The sequence below is a fragment of the Rhizobium sp. BK529 genome (assembly GCF_014194105.1).
In the GTDB taxonomy this organism is placed as follows: domain Bacteria; phylum Pseudomonadota; class Alphaproteobacteria; order Rhizobiales; family Rhizobiaceae; genus Rhizobium.
In genome coordinates this window covers 291,298-311,212 of sequence record NZ_JACIAU010000004.1, presented here as the reverse complement: position 1 = coordinate 311,212, position 19,915 = coordinate 291,298, and the positions used below count along the sequence as shown (strand labels likewise).

The following is a 19,915-nucleotide window of genomic DNA, read 5'->3' as shown; positions in this document are numbered from 1 at the left end:
TTTGCGGCGGCGTTTTGTTTTCCAGCCCCGCCCGGTTGCGGTTTGCGGGAAATGGGGGCAGTTTCCGGTTCCTGAACCTTGGGATGGAGTAGCGGCGATCATGGTGGACAAGTTGGAACGAGAAGTTTTCGGGCAGACGAGGGACGGGGAGACTGTTCATCGCGTCATCATCCGCGGCGGCGGATTGACGGTCAAGGTATTGAGCTGGGGTGCGGTCATCCAGGATGCAAGGCTCGAAGGGCATGATGCGCCGCTGGTGCTCGGCTTCGAGAATTTTGACGACTACCTCGACCATTCGCCTTTCTTCGGCGCGACGCCGGGACGCTGCGCTAACCGCATCGGCGACGGCAAGTTCACGCTCGATGGCAAGGACTACCAACTCGAGCTTAATGAGAACGGTGTCACCCATCTCCATGGCGGCAGCGATAATATCGGCAGGCTCGTCTGGACGATCGTCGAGTACGAGGCCGACCGTGTGGTGCTGAAGATTGTCGATCCCGATGGCCGCGCCGGCTATCCCGGTAACTGCACCATCCAGGCGACCTATCGTGTGCATGGGAACGGCGAGCTTTCCGTCAATTACGAAACGACGACGGACGCACCGACACTCGCCAATGTCTGCCAGCATTCGTATTTCAATCTCGACGGCCGCGAAGATGCGCTCGCACATGACATCATGATTGCCGCTGACCACTATCTGCCGACGAACGAGAAGCAGATCCCGACCGGTGAGATCCGTTCGGTCGCGGGGAATGAATTCGATTTCCGCGAGATGGCGCCGATGAAGCGTTTCGCCGGGCACGAGCAGGCGCTCTACGACCATAATTTCTGCTTTTCGAACGAGCGTACGGCCAAGCGATCCGTGGTACTTGCCCGAAGCCTGCATTCCGGTGTTTCACTGGAAGTGCGTACGACCGAGCCGGGCGTGCAGTTTTATGCCGGTTTCAAGCTCAGCGTACCGGTGCCTGGCCTCGACGGCCGCAGATACGGTCCGTTTGCCGGTTTTTGCCTGGAAACGCAGATCTGGCCGGACGCAATCAATCATCAGGGCTTCCCGAATGCCGTGCTGCGCCCCGGCGAAGTGCTGCGTCAGGAAACGGATTATATCTTCACGAAGAACTGAACTCGCTCGTCCAATCAGGATCAATGAAACCCTCGCTGCCGTCCCGCGAGGGTTTTTCTTTTGCCGATACGAATCTGGCTTGCCGTCTGGTTCTAAATAGGTTCTATTGTTGGGCCATGGATAGAACCAGTCTGATAGCGGAACTGAATGGCCGTGGGCTGCGGGATGAAGCAGCAACGGGACCGCTTTACAAGAGGTTGGCGCTGGCGTTGACCGGTCTCATCCAGGAAGGTCTCCTGAAGCCCGGCACGGCGCTGCCTGGCGAGCGCGATCTTGCGGAAGCCTTGAAGCTCGGGCGCGTAACCGTGCGGACAGCCTATCGCGATCTCATGACGTCAGGAGCACTGGAATCGCGCCACGGCAGCGGCACCTTCGTTTCCAGCAAGGTGGAGCGCATGGAGCAGCCGCTGTGGCGGCTTTCGTCCTTCTCAGCGGATATGCGTTCGCGCGGACGCTCGCCGGCGGCGAAGATCCTGTCGCGCACAGTCAATAACCCTTCTCCGGAAGAATCCTTTCTGCTCGGTCTTGGTGTGGATGAACCGGTCTTGCGGCTCGATCGCCTGCGCCTTGCCGACGGGCTGCCGCTCGCAATCGAGCGCGCCGTCGTGCCGGTCAAGTTTTTGGGCGAGGAAGCTGGCGGCGAAGGCTCGCTCTATGATGCGCTCGCTGCTCACGGTCACAAGCCGGTGCGCGCCATGCAGCGGCTGACCGCCGTCACGCTCGACCCTTCATCGGCCGCTATCTTGAACGTCAAGGTCGGGGCACCGGCCCTTCTGATCGAACGCGTTTCGCGCCTGGAAGACCAGCGCGTCGTTGAATACACCCGCTCGCATTATCGTGGTGACGCCTATGATTTCGTCGCTGAACTGAGAATTGGAGATGACCTATGAGTGAGAACCAGTCGCTGATGTTGCAGGAAGCGGGCCAGTCGCCCGAGGTGGTCGCCACGCTGCTCGAAAAGGAAAAACCGGTCTTCGCCGAAATCGCCCGGCTGTTCTCGTCCGCTCGCCCCAGCGTGGTGACAACGGCGGCGCGCGGTTCGTCGGATCATGCCGCGACCTTCTTCAAATATCTCTTTGAAATCACCTGCGGCGTGCCGGTCGCCTCGATCGGTCCGTCCATCGCTTCCGTTTATGGCGCTCCTCTGCATCTGAAGAGTGGCATCCACTTTACCGTCTCCCAGTCGGGTGCCAGCCCGGACATCGTTGCGCTGCAGGAAGCGGCCAAAAAAGGCGGGGCGACAACGATTGCCGTTGTCAACGTCATCGACAGTCCGCTCGCCAAGCAGGCCGATATCGTTCTCGGCCTCAATGCCGGTGCTGAAAAGAGCGTTGCGGCAACCAAGTCGTTCATCGCGTCGGTCGCCGCCCTTGCTGGCGTTACGGCGGCAATCGGTAACAAGGCTGAATTGCAGGCTGCTCTGGAGAAGCTGCCGGCTGCACTTTCTGCGACGTCCGGTATCGACACTACCAGAGCCGAAGATGTTTTGTTCAACGCCGCATCGCTTTACACCGGTGGCCGCGGCACGGCCTATGCCATTGCTCTCGAAGCAGCGCTGAAGGCCAAGGAGACGGCCGGCCTTCATGCAGAAGCCTTCTCGCTCGCCGAGCTGATGCATGGTCCGATGCGCCTCGTGCAACCGGGCTTTCCGATTGTTGGCTTCGTGCCCGAAGATGCCGCCTTCAACAATAACGTAAAGGCGCTGGAACGGCTGCAGAAACTCGGCGCGACGACCGTGCCCTTCTCGACAAAACCGCTTGCAGGCGTCAATTTGCAAGTTCCGACGACAGGCAACGGTCTTGTCGATCCCCTGGTTTCGCTGCTCGTCTATTATCGCCTGATCGAGTCCGTAACCCGCCGCAAGGGTTTCGATCCGGACAAGCCAGCAAATCTGCTGAAGGTGACGGAGACCGTCTGATGACCCGCAAGATCTTCACCGGTGCACGTATCTTCGATGGCGAGCGCTTTCATGACGAGCGGGCATTGATCGTCAAGGACGGCTGCGTCGAGGCGATCGTCGGCCGGAGCGATCTGCCTGAAGGCGAGATCGTGGCGCTTGACGGCGGCGTCCTGTCTGCCGGCTTCATCGATGCGCAAGTCAACGGCGGCGGCGGTCGTATGCTGAACGATGAACCGTCGCCGGACTCCATGTACATGATCGCCGATGGGCACCGCCCTTACGGCACGACGGCACTGCTGCCGACGCTGATCACAGACACCGCCGACGCAACGGCTGCGGCGATCGAAGCGGCAAAAGTCGCCGTGAAGGCCAATCGCGGAGTCGCCGGCTTGCACCTCGAAGGCCCGCATCTGGCGCCGGCTCGCAAGGGCGCCCATCTTGCGGAACTGATGCGCCCTGTTGAGGGCAAGGATATCAAGGCCTTTATCACCGCGCGTGAGGCGATCGGGACCCTGCTTGTCACCATTGCTGCGGAGCAGATCACGGTCTCGCAGGTGCGCGAGCTCAGCGAAGCCGGCGTCATCGTCAGCATCGGCCATTCCGATAGCACCAGCGAAGTGGCAGAAGCCCGCTTCGATGCCGGCGCGCGGGGTGTGACGCATCTCTTCAATGCCATGAGCCAGTTGGCGCATCGCGCGCCAGGGCTCGTTGGGGCCGCGATCGACCATCCAGCAGTCTGGTGCGGCATCATTGCCGACGGACACCATGTCGATCCGAAGGCGCTGCGAACCGCACTGCGCGCCAAGCGCGGCGAGGGCAAGCTGTTCTTTGTGACTGATGCCATGTCGCTCGTCGGCTCGGAGAAGGATACCTTTACACTGAATGGCCGCACCGTGCGGCGCGAAAGAGGCGGATTCTGCTCGAAGCTGGTGCTTTCGGACGGTACACTGGCGGGCTCGGATGTCGATATGGCGTCAACGATCCGCTATGGCGTCACCTATCTGGAACTGACGCTTGCCGAAGCGTTGAGGATGGCAACGCTCTATCCGGCGCGTTTCCTGCGGCTTGCCGATCGAGGCCATCTTTCGCCGGGCGCGCGCGCCGATCTCGTGCATTTCGCTGATACAATCGAAGTGAAGGCGACTTGGCTTGGCGGCGAAGCGGCTTAAGGAGAGCAGCGGATGACTGCAATCACGGATGCCTATTTCTCCAATCTCATCGGTCGGCTGGACAATCTGAAGCAGGCACTTGCCGAACCGATGGCGCGGGCAGCGAAGGCGATCCTGGAGGCGGCTCGTGGCGACAAGCGCGTCTACGTCTTCGGCACCGGCCATTCGCATATGTTGGCGGAAGAGGTACATTATCGCGCTGGCGGGCTTGCCTTTACGGTGCCGGTCCTCGTCGGTTCGGCCATGCTGCACGAGGGCGCGGTCATCAGCTCGGTCTATGAACGTACCCAGGGCCTGGTGCGGCCGGTGCTGGAGCGTTACGGCATGCAGCCGGGCGATGTCATCATTATCGCCTCCAATTCCGGCGTGAACGCCGCGCCAATCGAAGCGGCCGATTTTGCGCGCGAGATCGGCGCAAAAGTCATCGCCATCACGTCCATTGCCTATTCGACGGCGATCGCCAATGGCCGTCGGCGGTTGGCCGATGTCGCTGACGTGGTATTGGACAACGGCTTGCCGCCGGGTGATGCCGTTCTCGACCTTGACGGAACGGGGCTTCGGGTTGGGCCTGTTTCAACGGCCGTCGGCGTGACTGTGATCAACGCCATTTTTGCGGAAGTCGCTTCCGAGCTTTCCAAATCTGGTGATGCGCCTGTCTATCTCAGTGCCAATATGCCAGGTGCTGCGGAAATCAACCAGAGGCTGGTCAAGAAGTACCGACCGCGCAATCCCCACCTTTAGCGCAAAAGAGGCCGGCATTTTGCCGGTCTAATCGCGTCGCTTCATCATCCCTGGTGCCAAACGAAAACGGCCCGAAGCGGGTGCTTCAGGCCGTTCGAATGTCTGGAAACCGATGCGATCAGTCCTTGGCGCGCTCGACGTAGGAATTGTCCTCGGTCGCGATGACGACGCGGGTACCGGCATCGATATGCGGCGGGACCGAGGTGCGGATGCCGTTGGAGAGGATGGCCGGCTTATAGGATGAGGATGCCGTCTGGCCCTTGACGACCGGCTCGGTCTCAACGATCTCCAGCGTAACGTGGCGCGGCAGTTCGAGTGCCAGTGGAACGCCTTCGTGGATCGACAGGACGCAGGTCATGCCTTCCTGGAGATAGGCCTTCTGGTCGCCCATGGTTTCGGCGCTGACGACCACCTGATCGTAGGTTGCCGGGTTCATGAAGTGGAAGCCTTCGCCGTCTTCATAGAGATACTGGAAGTTCACGTCTTCGACGAAGGCGCGCTCGACCTGCTCGGTCGTGCGCCAACGCTCGGAAACCTTCACGCCATCGACGATGCGGCGCATGTCGACCTGGGTGACCGGCGTGCCCTTGCCAGGGTGGAAATTCTGTGCAGTGAGAACGACGTAAAGTTTGCCGTCAACCTCGAGAACGTTGCCCTTGCGGACGGAAGAGGCGATGATCTTGACCATAAGACTTCCTTGTAAGTCGGCTTTCGGCGTCGTAGAGGACTGTCGGAATGGCCCTGAAGACGCAAAATGTTTTTCTTCGTGGGCGCACTAACCTAAAATCGCGGAAATAGCCACCCCATTCCGGCCGAATCCGGCAAGGAAAGCGTTGAATGACCCTCACGAGCGCCAAAGCGTCTCCCTGGTGGACACCATCAGTGCATGCCGATCGCCGTCCCTTCCTTATGGGGCGCAATGCGATCCAGGCGGCGCTGCGCGGGTACTTTGCGCGCGAGGACTTCATCGAGGTCGATACAGCCACGTTGCAGGTATCACCGGGCAACGAGGCGCATCTGCATGCCTTTGCCACACAGGCGCTGACGACGGACGGTCAAGCGGCGCCTTTTTACCTGCATACGTCGCCGGAATTTGCCTGCAAGAAGCTGCTGGCGGCCGGCGAGCAGCGCATTGCCTGCTTTGCACATGTCTATCGCAACCGCGAGCGCGGGCCGCTGCACCATCCAGAATTCACCATGCTCGAGTGGTACCGGGCGGCCGAAAGCTATGCGAGCCTGATGATGGACTGCGTGCGGATGCTGGCGCTCGCTGCCGAAACGGTAAAGACGGCGAAGCTCGTCTATCGCGGCACCGAGTGCGACCCCTTCGCCGGGCCGGAACGGATAAGCGTTGCCGAGGCTTTCAGCCGCCATGCCGGCATCGATCTTCTGGGATCGGTTTACGCCGACGGCTCTACGGATCGCGAGCACCTGGCCGCCGAAATGCGGCGGGTCGGCATGCGTGTCGCCGATGACGATCATTGGGCGGATCTCTTCAGCCGGGTGCTGGTGGAGAAGGTCGAACCGCATCTGGGCTTCGGCCGCGTCACCATACTCGACGAATATCCGGTTTCCGAAGCAGCGCTCGCACGGCCTTCGGCGCAGGACCCGCGCGTGGCTGAACGCTTCGAGCTCTATGCCTGCGGCGTCGAGCTCGCCAACGGTTTCGGGGAACTGACCAATGCCACCGAACAGCGCCGCCGCTTCGAGATCGAGATGGTGGAGAAGATGCGGGTCTATGGCGAAGCCTATCCCCTAGATGAGGATTTCCTGGCAGCGCTCGCCATCATGCCGGAAGCGAGCGGCATTGCACTCGGCTTCGACCGGCTGGTGATGCTGGCGACAGGTGCGACACGGATCGATCAGGTGCTCTGGGCGCCGGTTGCGGAGTATGGCCGGTGAACGTCCTACGTCCAATCAAGAACGTCGACGATCTCGTCGGGGCCGGAGTGATCGAAGAAGCCGAGCGACCGGCGCTCGATGAGGTTGCCGCGCGCTATGCCATCGCATTGACGCCAACTATCGCGAGGCTGATCGATCATTCCGATCCGGCCGATCCGATTGCCCGGCAATTCGTGCCCAATGCTGCAGAGCTTGTCGTGACGGCCGAAGAGCGGGCCGATCCTATCGGCGATCACGCCCATAGTCCCGTCGAAGGCATCGTGCATCGCTACCCGGACCGCGTGCTGTTGAAGGCGGTGCATGTGTGCCCCGTCTATTGCCGCTTCTGTTTCCGACGCGAAATGGTCGGGCCGCAGGGGCTCGGTACGCTCGATCCGGCGGCGCTGTCTGGAGCCTTCGACTACATAAGCGAGCACGAAGAGATCTGGGAGGTCATCTTGACCGGCGGCGATCCACTGGTGCTTTCGCCACGTCGCCTTGGCGAAATTCTCGGCCAACTTGCAACGATCGAGCATGTGAAGATCGTGCGTTTTCATACGCGGGTGCCTGTCGTCGATCCGCAGAAGATCGATGCGGATCTGATCGCGGCGCTGAAAGCGAGCGGCAAGACTGTTTATGTCGCGCTCCACGCCAACCATCCACGTGAACTGACGGCGGAAGCACGGGCGGCCTGCGCCCGCCTCGTGGATGCCGGAATCGTAATGGTCAGCCAGTCGGTGCTTCTGCGGGGCGTCAATGATGATCCTGATGTGCTGGCAGAACTGATGCGGGCCTTCGTCGAGACGCGCGTGAAGCCCTATTATCTGCATCATCCCGATCTTGCGCCCGGCACCAGCCATTTCCGTCTGTCTATAGACGAAGGACAAAAGATCGTCGCCTCGCTTCGCGGCCGCATCTCCGGCCTTTGCCAGCCTACCTATATTCTCGATATTCCCGGCGGCTACGGGAAGGCGGTGATCGGCGAGAGCGCAGTCAGGGCAACCGGTGAGGGGTGTTATTCGATTTCGGACTATCGCGGCAGCGAACATTCCTATCCACCCGCCAGTTAACGCAAAAGCGTGCGCTCAGCGTGCCATTTCTGCACTCGACACCGCGCTAGCCATTTGCGGCCGGTTTTCTCAGCCTGCTTCAAGCTGTTGATAGAAATCAAGTATCAGGCGTCGCGCTGGTATAATTCGTAAAATGCAAAGTATGAGTCTTGGTCATATTTAACTAATTACATTAGCGGAATGTTCTGTTTTCCCTACTAAAAGCACTCCCATGAAACGGCAATGAACGCCGGCTCAGGATCACTAAAAATCTGGAGTGAATGGGATGAACAAGACAATCCGCGACCTCGTGACCAAGTTCGGTAAGCTTCCTGTTCCGGTTGATCAGATTGCCGATGATGCGGATCTCTACGCTGCGGGTCTGACGTCCTTCGCCTCTGTGCAGCTCATGCTCGGCATCGAAGAGGCGTTCGACATCGAATTCCCCGACAATCTCCTGAACCGCAAGTCCTTCGCGAGCATCTCGGCAATCGCCAAGACTGTCGATCTCATCCGGGATAGCCGAAAGGTCGCCTGATGAACTTCCCGGTCAAGATCACGGAAGACAGCCTTGTCGCAAGGGCTGCCCGCGTCGCCGAAATTGCGGCAAAACATGCGGATGCCGTCGATTTCGAAGGCCGGTTCCCGCAGGAAGCCGTGGACGCGATGAAGGCCGAGCGCCTGCTCGGCATCCAGATTCCCCGTCACCTTGGTGGCGAGGCTGCTTCCACCACCGATATTGCCGAATTGTGCTCGATGCTCGGCCAGGCCTGCGCGGCAAGCGCGATGGTCTTTGCTATGCATCAGATCAAGCTTTCGAGCCTCGTCGAGCATGGCGCCGACAGCGAATGGCATAGTGCCTTCATGCGTCGGATCGTCGCCGAACAACTCCTGATCGCCTCCGCCACCACCGAGGGCGGCATAGGCGGCAACCTGCGCAACAGCATTTGCGCGATTGAAATCGATGGCGATACCTGCCGGCTGGAAAAGGACGCGACCGTCATTTCCTACGGCTCGCATGCCGATGCCATCCTCATTACCTCGCGCAGCCATCCGCAGGCCGCCTCTTCCGACCAGGTATTGACCGCTTTCCTCAGGGATCAGTACACGCTCGAAAAGACGCATGCCTGGAACACGCTTGGCATGCGCGGCACCTGCTCCGACGGTTTTCTCTTCAAGGGCGAAGCGCCGGCCGTACAGATCCTGCCGAAGCCTTTCGCTGAAATCGCTGCACAATCGATGCTCGCGTCCTCGCATCTGCTCTGGAGCGGTGTCTGGTATGGCATCGCGGTCGATGCCGTTTCCCGTGCGCAGGCATTCGTGCGCGCTGCCGCTCGCAAATCTCCCGATGCCACACCGCCCGGAGCACTTCGCCTCGCAGAGGTTTCCAACCTCCTGCAGATGGTGAAATCGAACGTCGTTGCAGGCCTCAAGGCCTATGAAGGTGCGAAGGCTGATGGCGACAAGCTCTCCTCGATGGGCTTTGCGGTGGCGATGAACAACGTGAAGATCGCCTCCTCGGAGACGATCCTGGAAATCGTCAATCATGCCATGCTGATCTGCGGCATCATGGGCTACAAGAACGGTACGCCCTTCAGCCTCGGTCGCCATCTGCGCGATGCCCATTCCGCGCAGCTCATGATCTCGAACGACCGCATCCTCGGCAATACGTCGAGCATGCTCCTCGTCCATAAGCAGGACACTAGCCTACTGGGGTAAAGTCATGGATATGCAGACATCGTTTCTGGACCGGCTCTTCGAGTCCGGCCTGCTGATCGATACGGGTGTTGACGGCCTTTATGGTCGCAGCGGCCAGTTCGAAGACGTGATCGCCGCCTTCGAACGGCTGATCGACAAATTCGGCGGCGCCGACGGCGCCGAGGCGATGCGTTTCCCGCCCGGCATGAACCGCGCGCTCTTCGAAAAGAGCGGCTACATGAAGAGCTTTCCGCAGCTTGCCGGCACGGTGCACAGCTTCTGCGGCAGCGAGCTCGACCATATGAGCCTGCTGCAGTGTATGGAAGTCGGCGAGGACTGGACCAAAGGTCAGGAAGCAACCGATATCGTGCTGACGCCGGCGGCCTGCTATCCGCTCTATCCGACCGTTGCCAAGCGCGGCAACCTGCCGGCCAAGGGCGGCCTCTTCGATCTTCAATCCTATTGCTTCCGCCATGAGCCCTCCAAGGATCCGGCCCGCCAGCAGCTCTTCCGCATGCGCGAATATGTCTGCATGGGTACCGAGCAGCATGTTAGCGATTTCCGTCAGAGCTGGATGGATCGCGGTGTGGAAATGATGAAGCAGGTCGGCCTCGATGTGACCATCGACGTCGCCAACGATCCGTTCTTCGGCCGCGCCGGCAAGATGATGGTCAACAACCAGCGTGACCAGAACCTGAAGTTCGAACTGCTGATCCCGATCACGTCGGCAGCAAAACCGACGGCTTGCATGAGCTTCAACTACCATCAGGATTCCTTCGGCTTGAAATGGGGCCTGAATCTCGAAGATGGCAGCGTGGCCCATACGGCCTGCGTCGGTTTCGGCCTGGAGCGCATCGCGCTCGCGCTCTTTCATACTCACGGCCTTGATGTTGAAACATGGCCGGCAAACGTGCGGAAAGTGCTGTGGGGCTGAGCGATTCCATGACATCGGTCTTTGCGGGTATCGATCCTGATACCTACAAACAACATGCGCTGCATTCCGGCGAGCGCATGTGGCCAGAGACCAATTGTTATATCGACCTCTGGATCGAGGTGCTGTCGACCTTTGGCGTTGCGCCGGAGGCCATGCTGGGTTTCACGCTGACACAGGATTTCGAGGGCGACCAGTTCACCTTCTTCAAGGTGCCGTTGGAAGATCTCGAAGCGCTCTATGGCATCCGCGCCACCGAACTGGCGATCTATGATCGCATTGAGCGGCATGTCGAGGTGCAGATCGCCCGCGGGCGGCTTTGCCTCATCGAGATGGATTCCTTCTACATGCCGGATACGCGCGGCACTGCCTACCGGCAGGAGCACGGCAAGACCACGGTTGCGATCAACCGCTTGGATTTCGCGGGCAAGCGCGTCGACTATTTCCACAACGCCGGCTATTTCCGCGTTGAGGGCGAGGACTTCGAGGGGCTGTTCCAGTCCCATTTGGCGGATGAGGACGCGCCGTTCCTGCCCTATACGGAGTTTGCCAAATTCCCGAAGAGCCCTGTCGGCGAGGCGTATCTGCGCGAAGTTTCCCGCCGGCTGCTCGGCTTCCATTTCGGTCGCCGTCCAAGTGCCAATCCGATCCGTGCCTTTGCGGAAGTCTTCCCGCTTCAGGTCGAAGCGGTGGCCGACAGGCCTTTTGGCTTCTTCCATAAATATGCGTTCAACACGCTGCGGCAGGTCGGGGCGAACTTCGAACTCGCGGCCGATCATCTGAGCTGGCTTTCGACCGGTGAATTTACCGCGGCGGTCGAAGAGGCGCGTCGGATCTCGGAAGTGGCGAAGTCGGTCCAGTTCCAGCTTGCCCGCGCTGTCACCCGCCGCAAGTTCGAGCCGTTGAAAGCAGCTCTTGATCCAGCTGCCGATGCATGGGATTCGATGATGGCATCGCTCGCAGGGCGAGCCTGAAGCCGGAGATCTGACCATGCGGGGGCGGTTGGCAAGTATCGGGGCTGAGGAAAGCCTGCTTTCCGAAGGCTGGAATCTGGTTCTGACGGAGCCTGACGCCTGCGCGACACCGCACGATATCCATCTTTCTGCGCAGTTCATTCCGGCGCCCGTTCCGGGCACGGTTGCTGGCGCGCTCGAACGAGCTGATCTTTTCGACCGGGAAAATCCACAGGCCCTGAACACCAAGGACGCCTGGTATCTGACCCGCCTCTTTGATGTGGAGCCGGGTGAGGCGATCCTACGCTTTCGGGGGCTGGCGACGATCTGCCATGTCTTCCTGAACGGCCAGGAAATCCTGTTTTCCGAGAGCATGTTCACCGCGCATGAGATTCCGGTGACCTTGACGGGCGGCGACGAATTGGCGCTCTGTTTCCGGGCGCTCGGGCCGCACCTTACCGAACCGGGACCACGTGCCCGCTGGCGACCGCAGATGATCACGCCACAGGGCCTCAAGAATGTCCGCGCGACTCTGCTCGGACATATGCCCGGCTGGTGCCCGGAAATTCATGCAATTGGGCCATGGCGTTCGATCTCGCTGGTGCGGCGAGGTGTGGCCTCGATCGACAATGTCTCGGTCCGCGCCGCGCTGGATGAAAACGGCGCGGGACGGCTCAGTGTCTCACTCCATACTGATGGCGAAGAGCCGGTCATGGCGCTGCGTTGCGCTGGCGTCGAACAGGGATTTGAGAAGATCGGCGAGCGACATTATTCGGCAATTCTCAAACTGCCGGATATCGAGGCGTGGTGGCCGCATACGCATGGTACGCCGCATCTGTATGACGTGACGTTGATTCTCGATGGCGAAGAGCACTCTATCGGCAAGACCGGTTTCCGGCGGATCGAGGCCGACCACGGCGCTGATGGCAATGATTTCGCACTTGTCGTCAACGGTGAGCGGATCTTCTGCCGCGGGGCCGTCTGGACGACGGCCGATATCGTGCGCCTGCCGGGCGAGCGGGCGGATTATGAGCCTTTTCTGCGATTGGCTGCCGAGGCCGGCATGAACATGATCCGCATCGGCGGGACCATGGCTTATGAGACACCCGAATTCTTCGAACTTTGCGATGAACTGGGACTGATGGTCTGGCAGGACTTTATGTTCGCGAATTTCGATTATCCGAAGAACGACAAGGCCTTTGTCGGCCATGTACATGCTGAGATCGAAGAGTTCCTGCATGGCGTGCAACTTTCGCCTTCGCTAACCGTGCTCTGCGGCGGTAGCGAAATTCACCAGCAGGCGGCGATGTTCGGCCTGCCGGCAGATTTCTGGAGCGGGCCCATCACGGACGAGATCATCCCGGCGATCTGCCAGCGCATGCGTCCCGATGTGCCCTATGTGCCGAACTCCCCCTATGGCGGCGCCATGCCTTTTTCACCCAATGCCGGTGTTACACATTACTACGGCGTCGGCGCCTATATGCGGCCTCTTGATGATGCGCGTCGTGCCGAATTGCGCTTTGCGGCTGAGAGCCTCGCCTTTGCGCATGTGCCGCAGCAGCGGACATTGCAGCGGCATCTCGACGTCCCGTCAGTTCACAATCCGCTCTGGAAAGAGCGCGTGCCGCGCGATCGCGGCGCTTCCTGGGATTTCGAGGACGTCAGAGACTTCTATCTAGGGCTTCTTTACGATCTCGATCCGGCCAAGCTCCGCCGCGAAGACCCCGAACGTTATCTCGACCTCTCGCGTGCCGTGACCGGCGAGGTTCTAGAAGAGACATTTGCCGAGTGGCGTCGCAAGGGATCCTCCTGCAACGGCGCGCTCGTCTGGACCCTGCAAGATCTTTTGCCGGGTGCCGGTTGGGGTGTCATCGATTCTACCGGTGAACCAAAGCCGGTTTGGCACGCGATGCGACGCGCCTTCCGGCCGGTTCAGGCAGTCTTTACCGATGAAGGCACGAACGGTCTCTATGTCCATATCATCAACGAAACGGACAAGGTCATTGCACTGGAACTCGACGTCGCCTGCCTGCGCGATGGGCGCCAGCAGGTGGCAAGCGGCAGCAAGGCTTTCAATCTCGGACCGAGGAGTGTGGAGCGCATTGCTTGCACCGATCTCTTTGGTGGCTTCTTCGATGCGACTTATGCGTTCCGTTTCGGCGCGCCGTCGCATGACGTGAGCGTCGCATGGCTGCGATCGGCCATGGATGGTGCATTGCTGGCGCAGGCTTTCCACTTTCCGCGCGGGCGGGCGAAGGCCTTCCACGATGCGACGATCGAGGCATCTTTCATTCGCGAGGGCGACGATTGGTTCATGACGCTTGTGTCCGACAAGCTCGCCCAGTCTGTGCATATCGATGTCGAAGGCTATCGCGCAGAAGAGGACTGGTTCCATCTGGCGCCAGGTCCCGCCAAGCGGGTGAAGTTGATCGCGGCTTCGAGCACGGACGCCGATGCGTTGCCCACGGGCGTAATCAGAAGCGTCGGCAGCTCGCGGCGCTTCTCGTTATGAGGACTAGAGAGCGGCGATGACGATACGAGTGCAGGCAGAAGAAGCGTTGCGAGGCGTCTATCGGAGTGTGCGCGGGCATCTGCTGCAGCGTCTCATCGTCAAATCACGGTATGCCTTCAATCCTGGCAGGCCGGTCGAAGTCGTCGGCTATCTATCGATGGTGGCGGGTGTAGGAGAATCCGCTCGGCTTTGTGCCGTTGCACTTTCCAAGGCAGGCCGGCAGATCATGCTTGCCGATGTCAGCACGCATCCTGACGAGGGCAAGCTAGTGGAATGGGCGCCGGCGCTCGCTTCCGACGGTCAGCCGGGAAGCCGGATATGGCACCTCAATCCGCCGATGCTGCCGCGCGCGATCCTGAAGATGGGTCTCGGCAATTTTGCCCGCGCCTTCAATATCGGCTACTGGGCTTGGGAGCTCGAAGTGGTGCCCGCCGAATGGCGCAATGCCATGCACTATATGAACGCCATCCTCGTACCCTCGGAATTCACTCGGCGGGCGATCGCGCCGCTTACCTCGGCTCCCGTCATCGTCGTGCCGCATCCGGTGTCCGAGCGGCCGGCGGCCGAGGGTATCCGGCAGAAATTCGGGATTGCCGAGGAAGCCTTCCTAGTGTCTTTCATCTTCAGCGGCGGCTCGTCGATCAACCGCAAGAATCCGCAGGCGGCTATCGAAGCCTTCAGGCAGTTCAGTGCCGAATGCCCCGATGCCTTCCTGCTGATGAAGGCGAGCGGCAGCCCGGCTCGCGATGAAGCGCTTCGCAGGCTCATGCAATCCGTCGAAGGCGATCGGAATATCAGGGTCATTACCGACAATCTGGCGAGCTCTGAGATCAACGGCATTATCAAAGAGTCCAACGTCTATCTTTCGCTGCACCGTTCGGAAGGGTTCGGCCTGACAGTCGCGGAAGCGATCATGCATCGCACGCCTGTTGTCTCCACCGCATGGTCGGGCACGGCTGATTTCTGCGACCCTGACAATACCTGGCTGGTCGAGCCCTTGCTCATCCCCGTGGTCGATGACCATCCAGAATTTGCCGATCTCAAGGATGCCGTCTGGGCCGATCCTTCGCCCGTGGCAGCCGCAGCGCTTCTTAAGGGCATCTATTCCGATCGCGAGGCCGCAAAGCGGAAAGCGGAAGGGGCTCGTGACTATCTGCTGCGCCATCTCGCAGAGCACAGCTATGACAAGGCGCTTTTGCGCCTCTCCGCGATGCAGGCGAGCTGAGCCGAGAGTGCCAGCCCCTTATTTTAACGGTTTCACTTTAGAGATGGCTTGTTCTCGGCCGCGGCGCGGCTTCTGGCGGATGGACGGATGTCGAAGGGCATAATTGCAAATTCAGTGATGAATGCAGCGGCGGGCATGCTGCTTCTGGTGACGGGGTTCGTGTCCTCGATCATAACCGCACGCCTGCTCGGGCCAGAGGCCAACGGTATCGTTGCCTTCTCGTTATGGCTCGTCGTCACCGGCGCCTCGATTGCCGAACTTGGCTCCAGTATCACCCTTTTGAAGACGCTGCCGCAGCTTTCGGCACAGGGCTACAACCTCGAACGGCGCAGGGGATTTGCCTCGATCCTTGTCACCTTCATGGTCTGTTCCACGCTGGTGCTGCTCGGGCTCTACGCAATGTTCTTCCTGACTTCGGAGGAGATGCACTGGGCGGACACCGCGCCATCGGTGGCGCTCGTGACTGGCATTCTCTTTTTCATTCAGGCGATCGGCTCCTTCGTCAAATTCTACCTCATCGGCGAAAAGCGGCTCGACACATTCTTTCGGTTGACGTTGATTGTGTCGATCTTCCAGCTTGCGGGCGTGGCGATCGGCGCCGTCTTCTACGGGGTGGAAGGTGTGCTTGTCGGCTATGCGCTCGGACAGCTCGTACTTTTCGTTGCAACCTTGCCAATTCTTTTTGCTCGGCGTGATCGCTGCGGCGTCTCGCTCAAATACCTGGCCTCTTCTTCCGTGATCCTGTCGATGCAGTTCATCATCGATTCGATCTTTCTCAACCGTATCGAACTGTTGTTCCTGCAGCAGTTCTGGTCGGTGGAAATGGTCGGCTTTTATGCGGCGGGCCTGTCGATCGCCAATATCGCGCTGCAGCTCCCGATCCAGATGAGCGGCAGCCTGCTGCCCTATTATTCGGAGCGGCGGCATACCAGCGCCGACTCGAAATTTCCGGTTGAAGCCTTCACCGCTGTTATCCGCAGCATGGCCTATATCGTGTTGCCCATGAGCCTCGGGCTGGCTGCGATCTCCAGCGAATTGGTGCATGTGGTCTTTGGCGAGGCCTTCGACCGAAGCGGCGGGGTCGTTGCCCTGCTTGCACTCGTCGCCCCGGCCTACACCTTCATGCAGGTTCTCAGCCTATACCTGCTTTCCATCGAGAAAGCCAATGTAAGGTTGAAAATCAGTGTGATAGGTGGCCTCCTCATGGTAGTGGGTTGTTTACTCATCGTACCTAGTCTGGCCGCCGAAGGTGCCGCGCTTGTGCGCATAGCCGTATTTGTTGCGATGTCGGTAATGATGGTCAGACAAACCGGATTCGGAGCTCAACTTTCGGGCCTTTATCTCAGCCTTACAAAGATTACTGTTGCCGCAGTGTTCTGCGCTTGCGGCGCGATTGTCGTGCTCGACCTTATTCACGGGCCGATTGGCCTTGTCCTCGCAATTATCGCAGGCACATTCACCTATTTTGCAGCGCTGAAGGTCTTTCGAGCCGTTCCGGCGGAGGATATTCAGGTGCTGCGTTCGATCCTTGATAAGATGCCTTCCCTGCTGCAGGGTTCCGCAAGACGCGCGGTCAATTTCATCGCCGCGCCTGCGCCCGAAGGAGACGTGAAAAAGCTTGAGAACGAGGAATTCTCGCGTGAGCCGGCAGAAGGCGCCGGCCGTGCTGCTGCTCTTCCTCTCGCCTTCGACGATGCGATCGGCCTCTTCATGCCGGAAAAGCCTGATGTCGCGAAACGCTCGGCTGCAGTTCTCTTCGTCAGCCCCTGGGGCTTTGAGGAAATGTGCACGCGAAAATTCTATCGTGTCGCGGCGGAGCATTTTTCCGACATTGGCGTCCCGAGCCTGCGTTTTGACTATACCGGCACGGGCGACGCCCTGGATTTCGGAGACCGGGCACCGAGCCTGGAAATCTGGAAGAACTCCATTCGCGCGGCAGCTGCAAAGCTGAAGGCTCTCAGCGGTTGCTCGCAAATCATCCTCATCGGCCAGGGTCTCGGCGGCACGCTTGCTCATCTGACCGGCCACACGATCGAGGGCGTCGACAGTGTCGTCTTGCTCGCACCGGTCTTGAGTGGCAGGGCGCATCTTCGCGAGATCAATATGTGGTCGCGGATCATCCATGCCGATTTGGGCCTCGGCGAGGAGCATGTGCCAAATGCGCAGGTGCAGATTGCCGGCCTGACCCTGCCGGATGAGATCGCTGCAGAGATCGGCAAACTCAAGATCAGTTCGCCACAGGACCTGGCGGCGCCAAACTACCTCATTCTCGAACGGCCGGTTCGCGTCGACGATACGGCCTTTGCTGACGAATTGAAGGCACTCGGCGGCAATGTCGAGCAGCGTGTTTTCGAAGGTTATGACGAGCTGGTCACCAATCCGCTTTTCGCCAGGACGCCGATGGCGGTCGTGAAGCTACTGACCGAATGGCTCGTCGAAACGACGACACTTGCAGCATCTGCCGATCACTCACCGCAATCGATCGAAAATCAGCTGCTCGTGGGTGACGGATTCGAGGAAATCCCGGTTCGCTTCGGCGCCTTCCAGCATCTCATCGGCGTCATTAGCCGGCCGCAGGGTGAGATCAAGGGGAATGCCGTTCTCTTCATGTCGACCGCCTATGATCGGCATGCCGGTTGGGGTCGTACGACTGTTGACATGGCGCGCGAGTTGGCGCGTCAGGGCGTTGTTTCGCTGCGTTTCGATTCCGCCAATGTCGGTGACAGCGTTCCGCGGCCGGATGCACCGGAGCAGGTTCTCTATTCCGCGACGCAGACCGAAGATGCGCTTGCCTCGCTCGATCTCCTGGAAGAATTCGCCGCCGGTCCGATCATGGTCGCGGGGCGCTGCAGCGGCGGTTATGTGGCGCTGCGCGCAGGTATCGAGGATGAGCGGCTAAAGGCGATCGTTTCCATCAATCCTTTCGTCTACTACTGGGATCCGGAGAAGCCGGTGCGGCGCGAGCATGTCGTCTCCGTTCCGCGCAGCGTCGATGATTATGGTCAGCGGATGATGCGGCTCGACACGGTCAAGCGGCTGTTCCGCGGCGAGGTCGACGTCTTCGCGGCGCTGCAGAACATCTTCATCGCGGTCGGCCGCCGGCTTTCGCCGCGCATCGCGCCGCTCGTCGAACTCCTCCCAGGTCGCCGCCATATTGCGCGGCAGGTGCGCCGCTCTTTCGCCGCGCTCGGCAAGCGGAAAGTGCCGCTGACGCTGATCTATAGCGAAGGCGATGTCGGTCTCGACCACATGTATTTCCACTTTGGTCCGCGCGGGCACAAGTTTGCACGGCACCCGAACGTGCGGTTGGTGATGCTGCAGGATGCCGATCACAATCTGACACCGCCGGAATCGCGCAAGCTGGTGCTGGACGAAATCGTCCGGCTGGCGAAGGCTTGAGAACTTCCTGATCTTCCAGAGCAACTCCAGCCAAAGCGTATAGTGTCTCTACGGCTGGAGTGGTGTAAAAACAAATGGATGGAGCATTTCCGTTGTTCGAGGAAGAACGGAAATGCTTTAAGCGCTGATGCCGATGGACCGGTAGAGGTCGATATAGCGCTCTGCGACGGTATCCCAGGAATAGGCGTCGGCGGCCTCCATGAGGTTCTTGCGCAGCGCGGCTCCCTCAGTGGCGGTTTTTCGGAAGGCTTCTTCGATCGCATCCGCGGCGGCTTCCGGCTTTGTGAAGTCGGTGAGGATGATCGCCTTATGCCGTGCAGCCAGCGAACGATAGGCTTCGTTGGAATTCAGGACCGGCTGCAGGCCGGCACTCATTGCTTCCAGCGCGACGAGGCCGAAGCCCTCATATTCCGAAGCGGAAGCGAAGAGAGATGCCTTGGCGATGATATCGCGGATCGTCTGGTTATCCGGCGAGATCGTGAGTGTGACTGATTTCTCCAGCGCTCTTGCAGCGATCTCCCGCCGGAGATCGGCTCCATTGAGATCAGACTCGGCACCGATAATGTCGAGGTGCCATTCCGGATTGCGTCTGTTTAGTGCGACCCCGGCATCCAGCAGGTGATCGAGCCGCTTGTTTACCGAAAAACGGCCGATCGTGACGATACGCCGCTTAGGCGTGCGCGAAGCGATATCGGCAAATTTGCCGATATCGGCGCCGTTTTCGATGGTGATGCCGTCCGGAGCGATCCGTATAAACTGGCTGAGATCGGAAGCGCTGCAGCATACGACCTGTCGATAAGCCATTGCCGACAGCCGTGTCAGCGTACTGAACCAGATCTTCTTGATGATCAGGAATTTCTTGGTGTGGAAGAAGCCGCCATGCGTCGTGACCACCATGGGCTTGCGGTGCAGGAAGCTGCCCCAGGCGAGCGCATCGTAGAAAAAGTCGATGGCATGGACGTGGATGAGGTCGGCATCGCCGATATGGCGAAAGACCTGTGGCGCGACCGGATAGCGGCTGGTGCCGGACCAGGGGATCCGGACGACCTCGATACTGTCGATGGTTTCGTGTGCTGGAAGCTTGTTTTGTGGAGCTGTGAAGAGCGAATCGAGCGTGACAACGCGAACCCGATATCCTCGTTTCAACGTCTGGCGAGCCAGATTGGCGACCACATCCTCCAGCCCGCCGCGGTTCGGCAGGAACTGCCGGACGACGTGCACGATAATGGGTGCGGCTTGCGGTTGCGCCTTGTTCTCAAAGGTCTCTATTGTGGAGACGGACATTTCCCACCTGTTTTTTGTGGGTATTATCAGCCATGTCCGTACTTAAGGGG

Annotated in this window: 16 protein-coding genes; 14 read left to right on the top strand and 2 right to left on the bottom strand. The window is 59.9% G+C overall.

Annotated features, from left to right (window positions below; genetic code table 11):
• The first annotated feature begins 100 nt into the window (after positions 1-100).
• From FHX08_RS24300 to FHX08_RS24280, 5 genes are all read left to right on the top strand, one after another.
• Positions 101-1,123: an aldose epimerase family protein gene (locus FHX08_RS24300; RefSeq protein ID WP_132655928.1), complete on the top strand. Its 1,023-nt coding sequence runs from the start codon at positions 101-103 to the stop codon at positions 1,121-1,123.
• A gap of 116 nt (positions 1,124-1,239) precedes the next feature.
• A complete protein-coding gene (locus tag FHX08_RS24295) occupies positions 1,240-2,013 on the top strand; it encodes a GntR family transcriptional regulator (protein WP_132655926.1) in 774 nt (257 codons plus the stop codon).
• Complete coding sequence (locus FHX08_RS24290; RefSeq protein WP_132655924.1) at positions 2,010-3,041, top strand: SIS domain-containing protein; 1,032 nt, start codon at positions 2,010-2,012, stop codon at positions 3,039-3,041. The genes FHX08_RS24295 and FHX08_RS24290 overlap by 4 nt, the downstream gene beginning before the upstream one ends.
• Complete coding sequence (gene nagA / locus FHX08_RS24285; RefSeq protein WP_184327711.1) at positions 3,041-4,192, top strand: N-acetylglucosamine-6-phosphate deacetylase; 1,152 nt, start codon at positions 3,041-3,043, stop codon at positions 4,190-4,192. Before FHX08_RS24290 ends, nagA begins: the two co-directional genes overlap by 1 nt.
• Positions 4,193-4,204: 12 nt before the next feature.
• Positions 4,205-4,933, top strand: coding sequence for an SIS domain-containing protein (locus tag FHX08_RS24280; RefSeq protein WP_132655920.1), 729 nt, complete (start codon positions 4,205-4,207; stop codon positions 4,931-4,933).
• 118 nt (positions 4,934-5,051) lie between these two features.
• On the opposite strand, the gene efp is transcribed toward FHX08_RS24280, so the two are convergent.
• The gene (efp, locus tag FHX08_RS24275; protein WP_132655918.1) at positions 5,052-5,621 is read right to left on the bottom strand and encodes an elongation factor P; all 570 of its coding nucleotides are present in this window, start codon (positions 5,619-5,621) and stop codon (positions 5,052-5,054) included.
• Between the two features lie 149 nt (positions 5,622-5,770).
• Between efp and epmA the strand changes: the two genes are divergently transcribed.
• From epmA to FHX08_RS24230, 9 genes are all read left to right on the top strand, one after another.
• Complete coding sequence (epmA, locus tag FHX08_RS24270; protein ID WP_132655916.1) at positions 5,771-6,835, top strand: EF-P lysine aminoacylase EpmA; 1,065 nt, start codon at positions 5,771-5,773, stop codon at positions 6,833-6,835.
• Positions 6,832-7,884, top strand: a complete 1,053-nt coding sequence (locus FHX08_RS24265) for a lysine-2,3-aminomutase-like protein (RefSeq protein WP_132655914.1) — start codon at positions 6,832-6,834, stop codon at positions 7,882-7,884. Before epmA ends, FHX08_RS24265 begins: the two co-directional genes overlap by 4 nt.
• 265 nt (positions 7,885-8,149) lie before the next feature.
• Positions 8,150-8,401: an acyl carrier protein gene (locus FHX08_RS24260; protein WP_132655912.1), complete on the top strand. Its 252-nt coding sequence runs from the start codon at positions 8,150-8,152 to the stop codon at positions 8,399-8,401.
• Positions 8,401-9,582 (top strand): acyl-CoA dehydrogenase family protein, encoded by a 1,182-nt coding sequence (locus tag FHX08_RS24255; RefSeq protein ID WP_132655910.1) that lies wholly within the window; start codon positions 8,401-8,403, stop codon positions 9,580-9,582. Before FHX08_RS24260 ends, FHX08_RS24255 begins: the two co-directional genes overlap by 1 nt.
• Before the next feature lie 4 nt (positions 9,583-9,586).
• On the top strand, positions 9,587-10,495 hold the full coding sequence (locus tag FHX08_RS24250; RefSeq protein WP_132655908.1) for an amino acid--[acyl-carrier-protein] ligase: 909 nt from the start codon (positions 9,587-9,589) through the stop codon (positions 10,493-10,495).
• A complete protein-coding gene (locus FHX08_RS24245) occupies positions 10,486-11,466 on the top strand; it encodes a DUF1839 family protein (protein WP_184327745.1) in 981 nt (326 codons plus the stop codon). Before FHX08_RS24250 ends, FHX08_RS24245 begins: the two co-directional genes overlap by 10 nt.
• Before the next feature lie 16 nt (positions 11,467-11,482).
• Positions 11,483-13,957 carry a glycoside hydrolase family 2 protein gene (locus FHX08_RS24240; protein ID WP_132655906.1) on the top strand — a complete coding sequence of 825 codons (2,475 nt, stop codon included), beginning with the start codon at positions 11,483-11,485 and terminating at the stop codon, positions 13,955-13,957.
• A 46-nt stretch (positions 13,958-14,003) separates the two neighbouring features.
• The gene (locus FHX08_RS24235; RefSeq protein WP_184327744.1) at positions 14,004-15,182 is read left to right on the top strand and encodes a glycosyltransferase family 4 protein; all 1,179 of its coding nucleotides are present in this window, start codon (positions 14,004-14,006) and stop codon (positions 15,180-15,182) included.
• A gap of 87 nt (positions 15,183-15,269) precedes the next feature.
• Complete coding sequence (locus FHX08_RS24230) at positions 15,270-18,581, top strand: oligosaccharide flippase family protein (RefSeq protein ID WP_132655904.1); 3,312 nt, start codon at positions 15,270-15,272, stop codon at positions 18,579-18,581.
• A 117-nt stretch (positions 18,582-18,698) separates the two neighbouring features.
• On the opposite strand, the gene FHX08_RS24225 is transcribed toward FHX08_RS24230, so the two are convergent.
• Positions 18,699-19,865 carry a glycosyltransferase family 4 protein gene (locus tag FHX08_RS24225; protein ID WP_132655902.1) on the bottom strand — a complete coding sequence of 389 codons (1,167 nt, stop codon included), beginning with the start codon at positions 19,863-19,865 and terminating at the stop codon, positions 18,699-18,701.
• Positions 19,866-19,915: the final 50 nt, after the last annotated feature.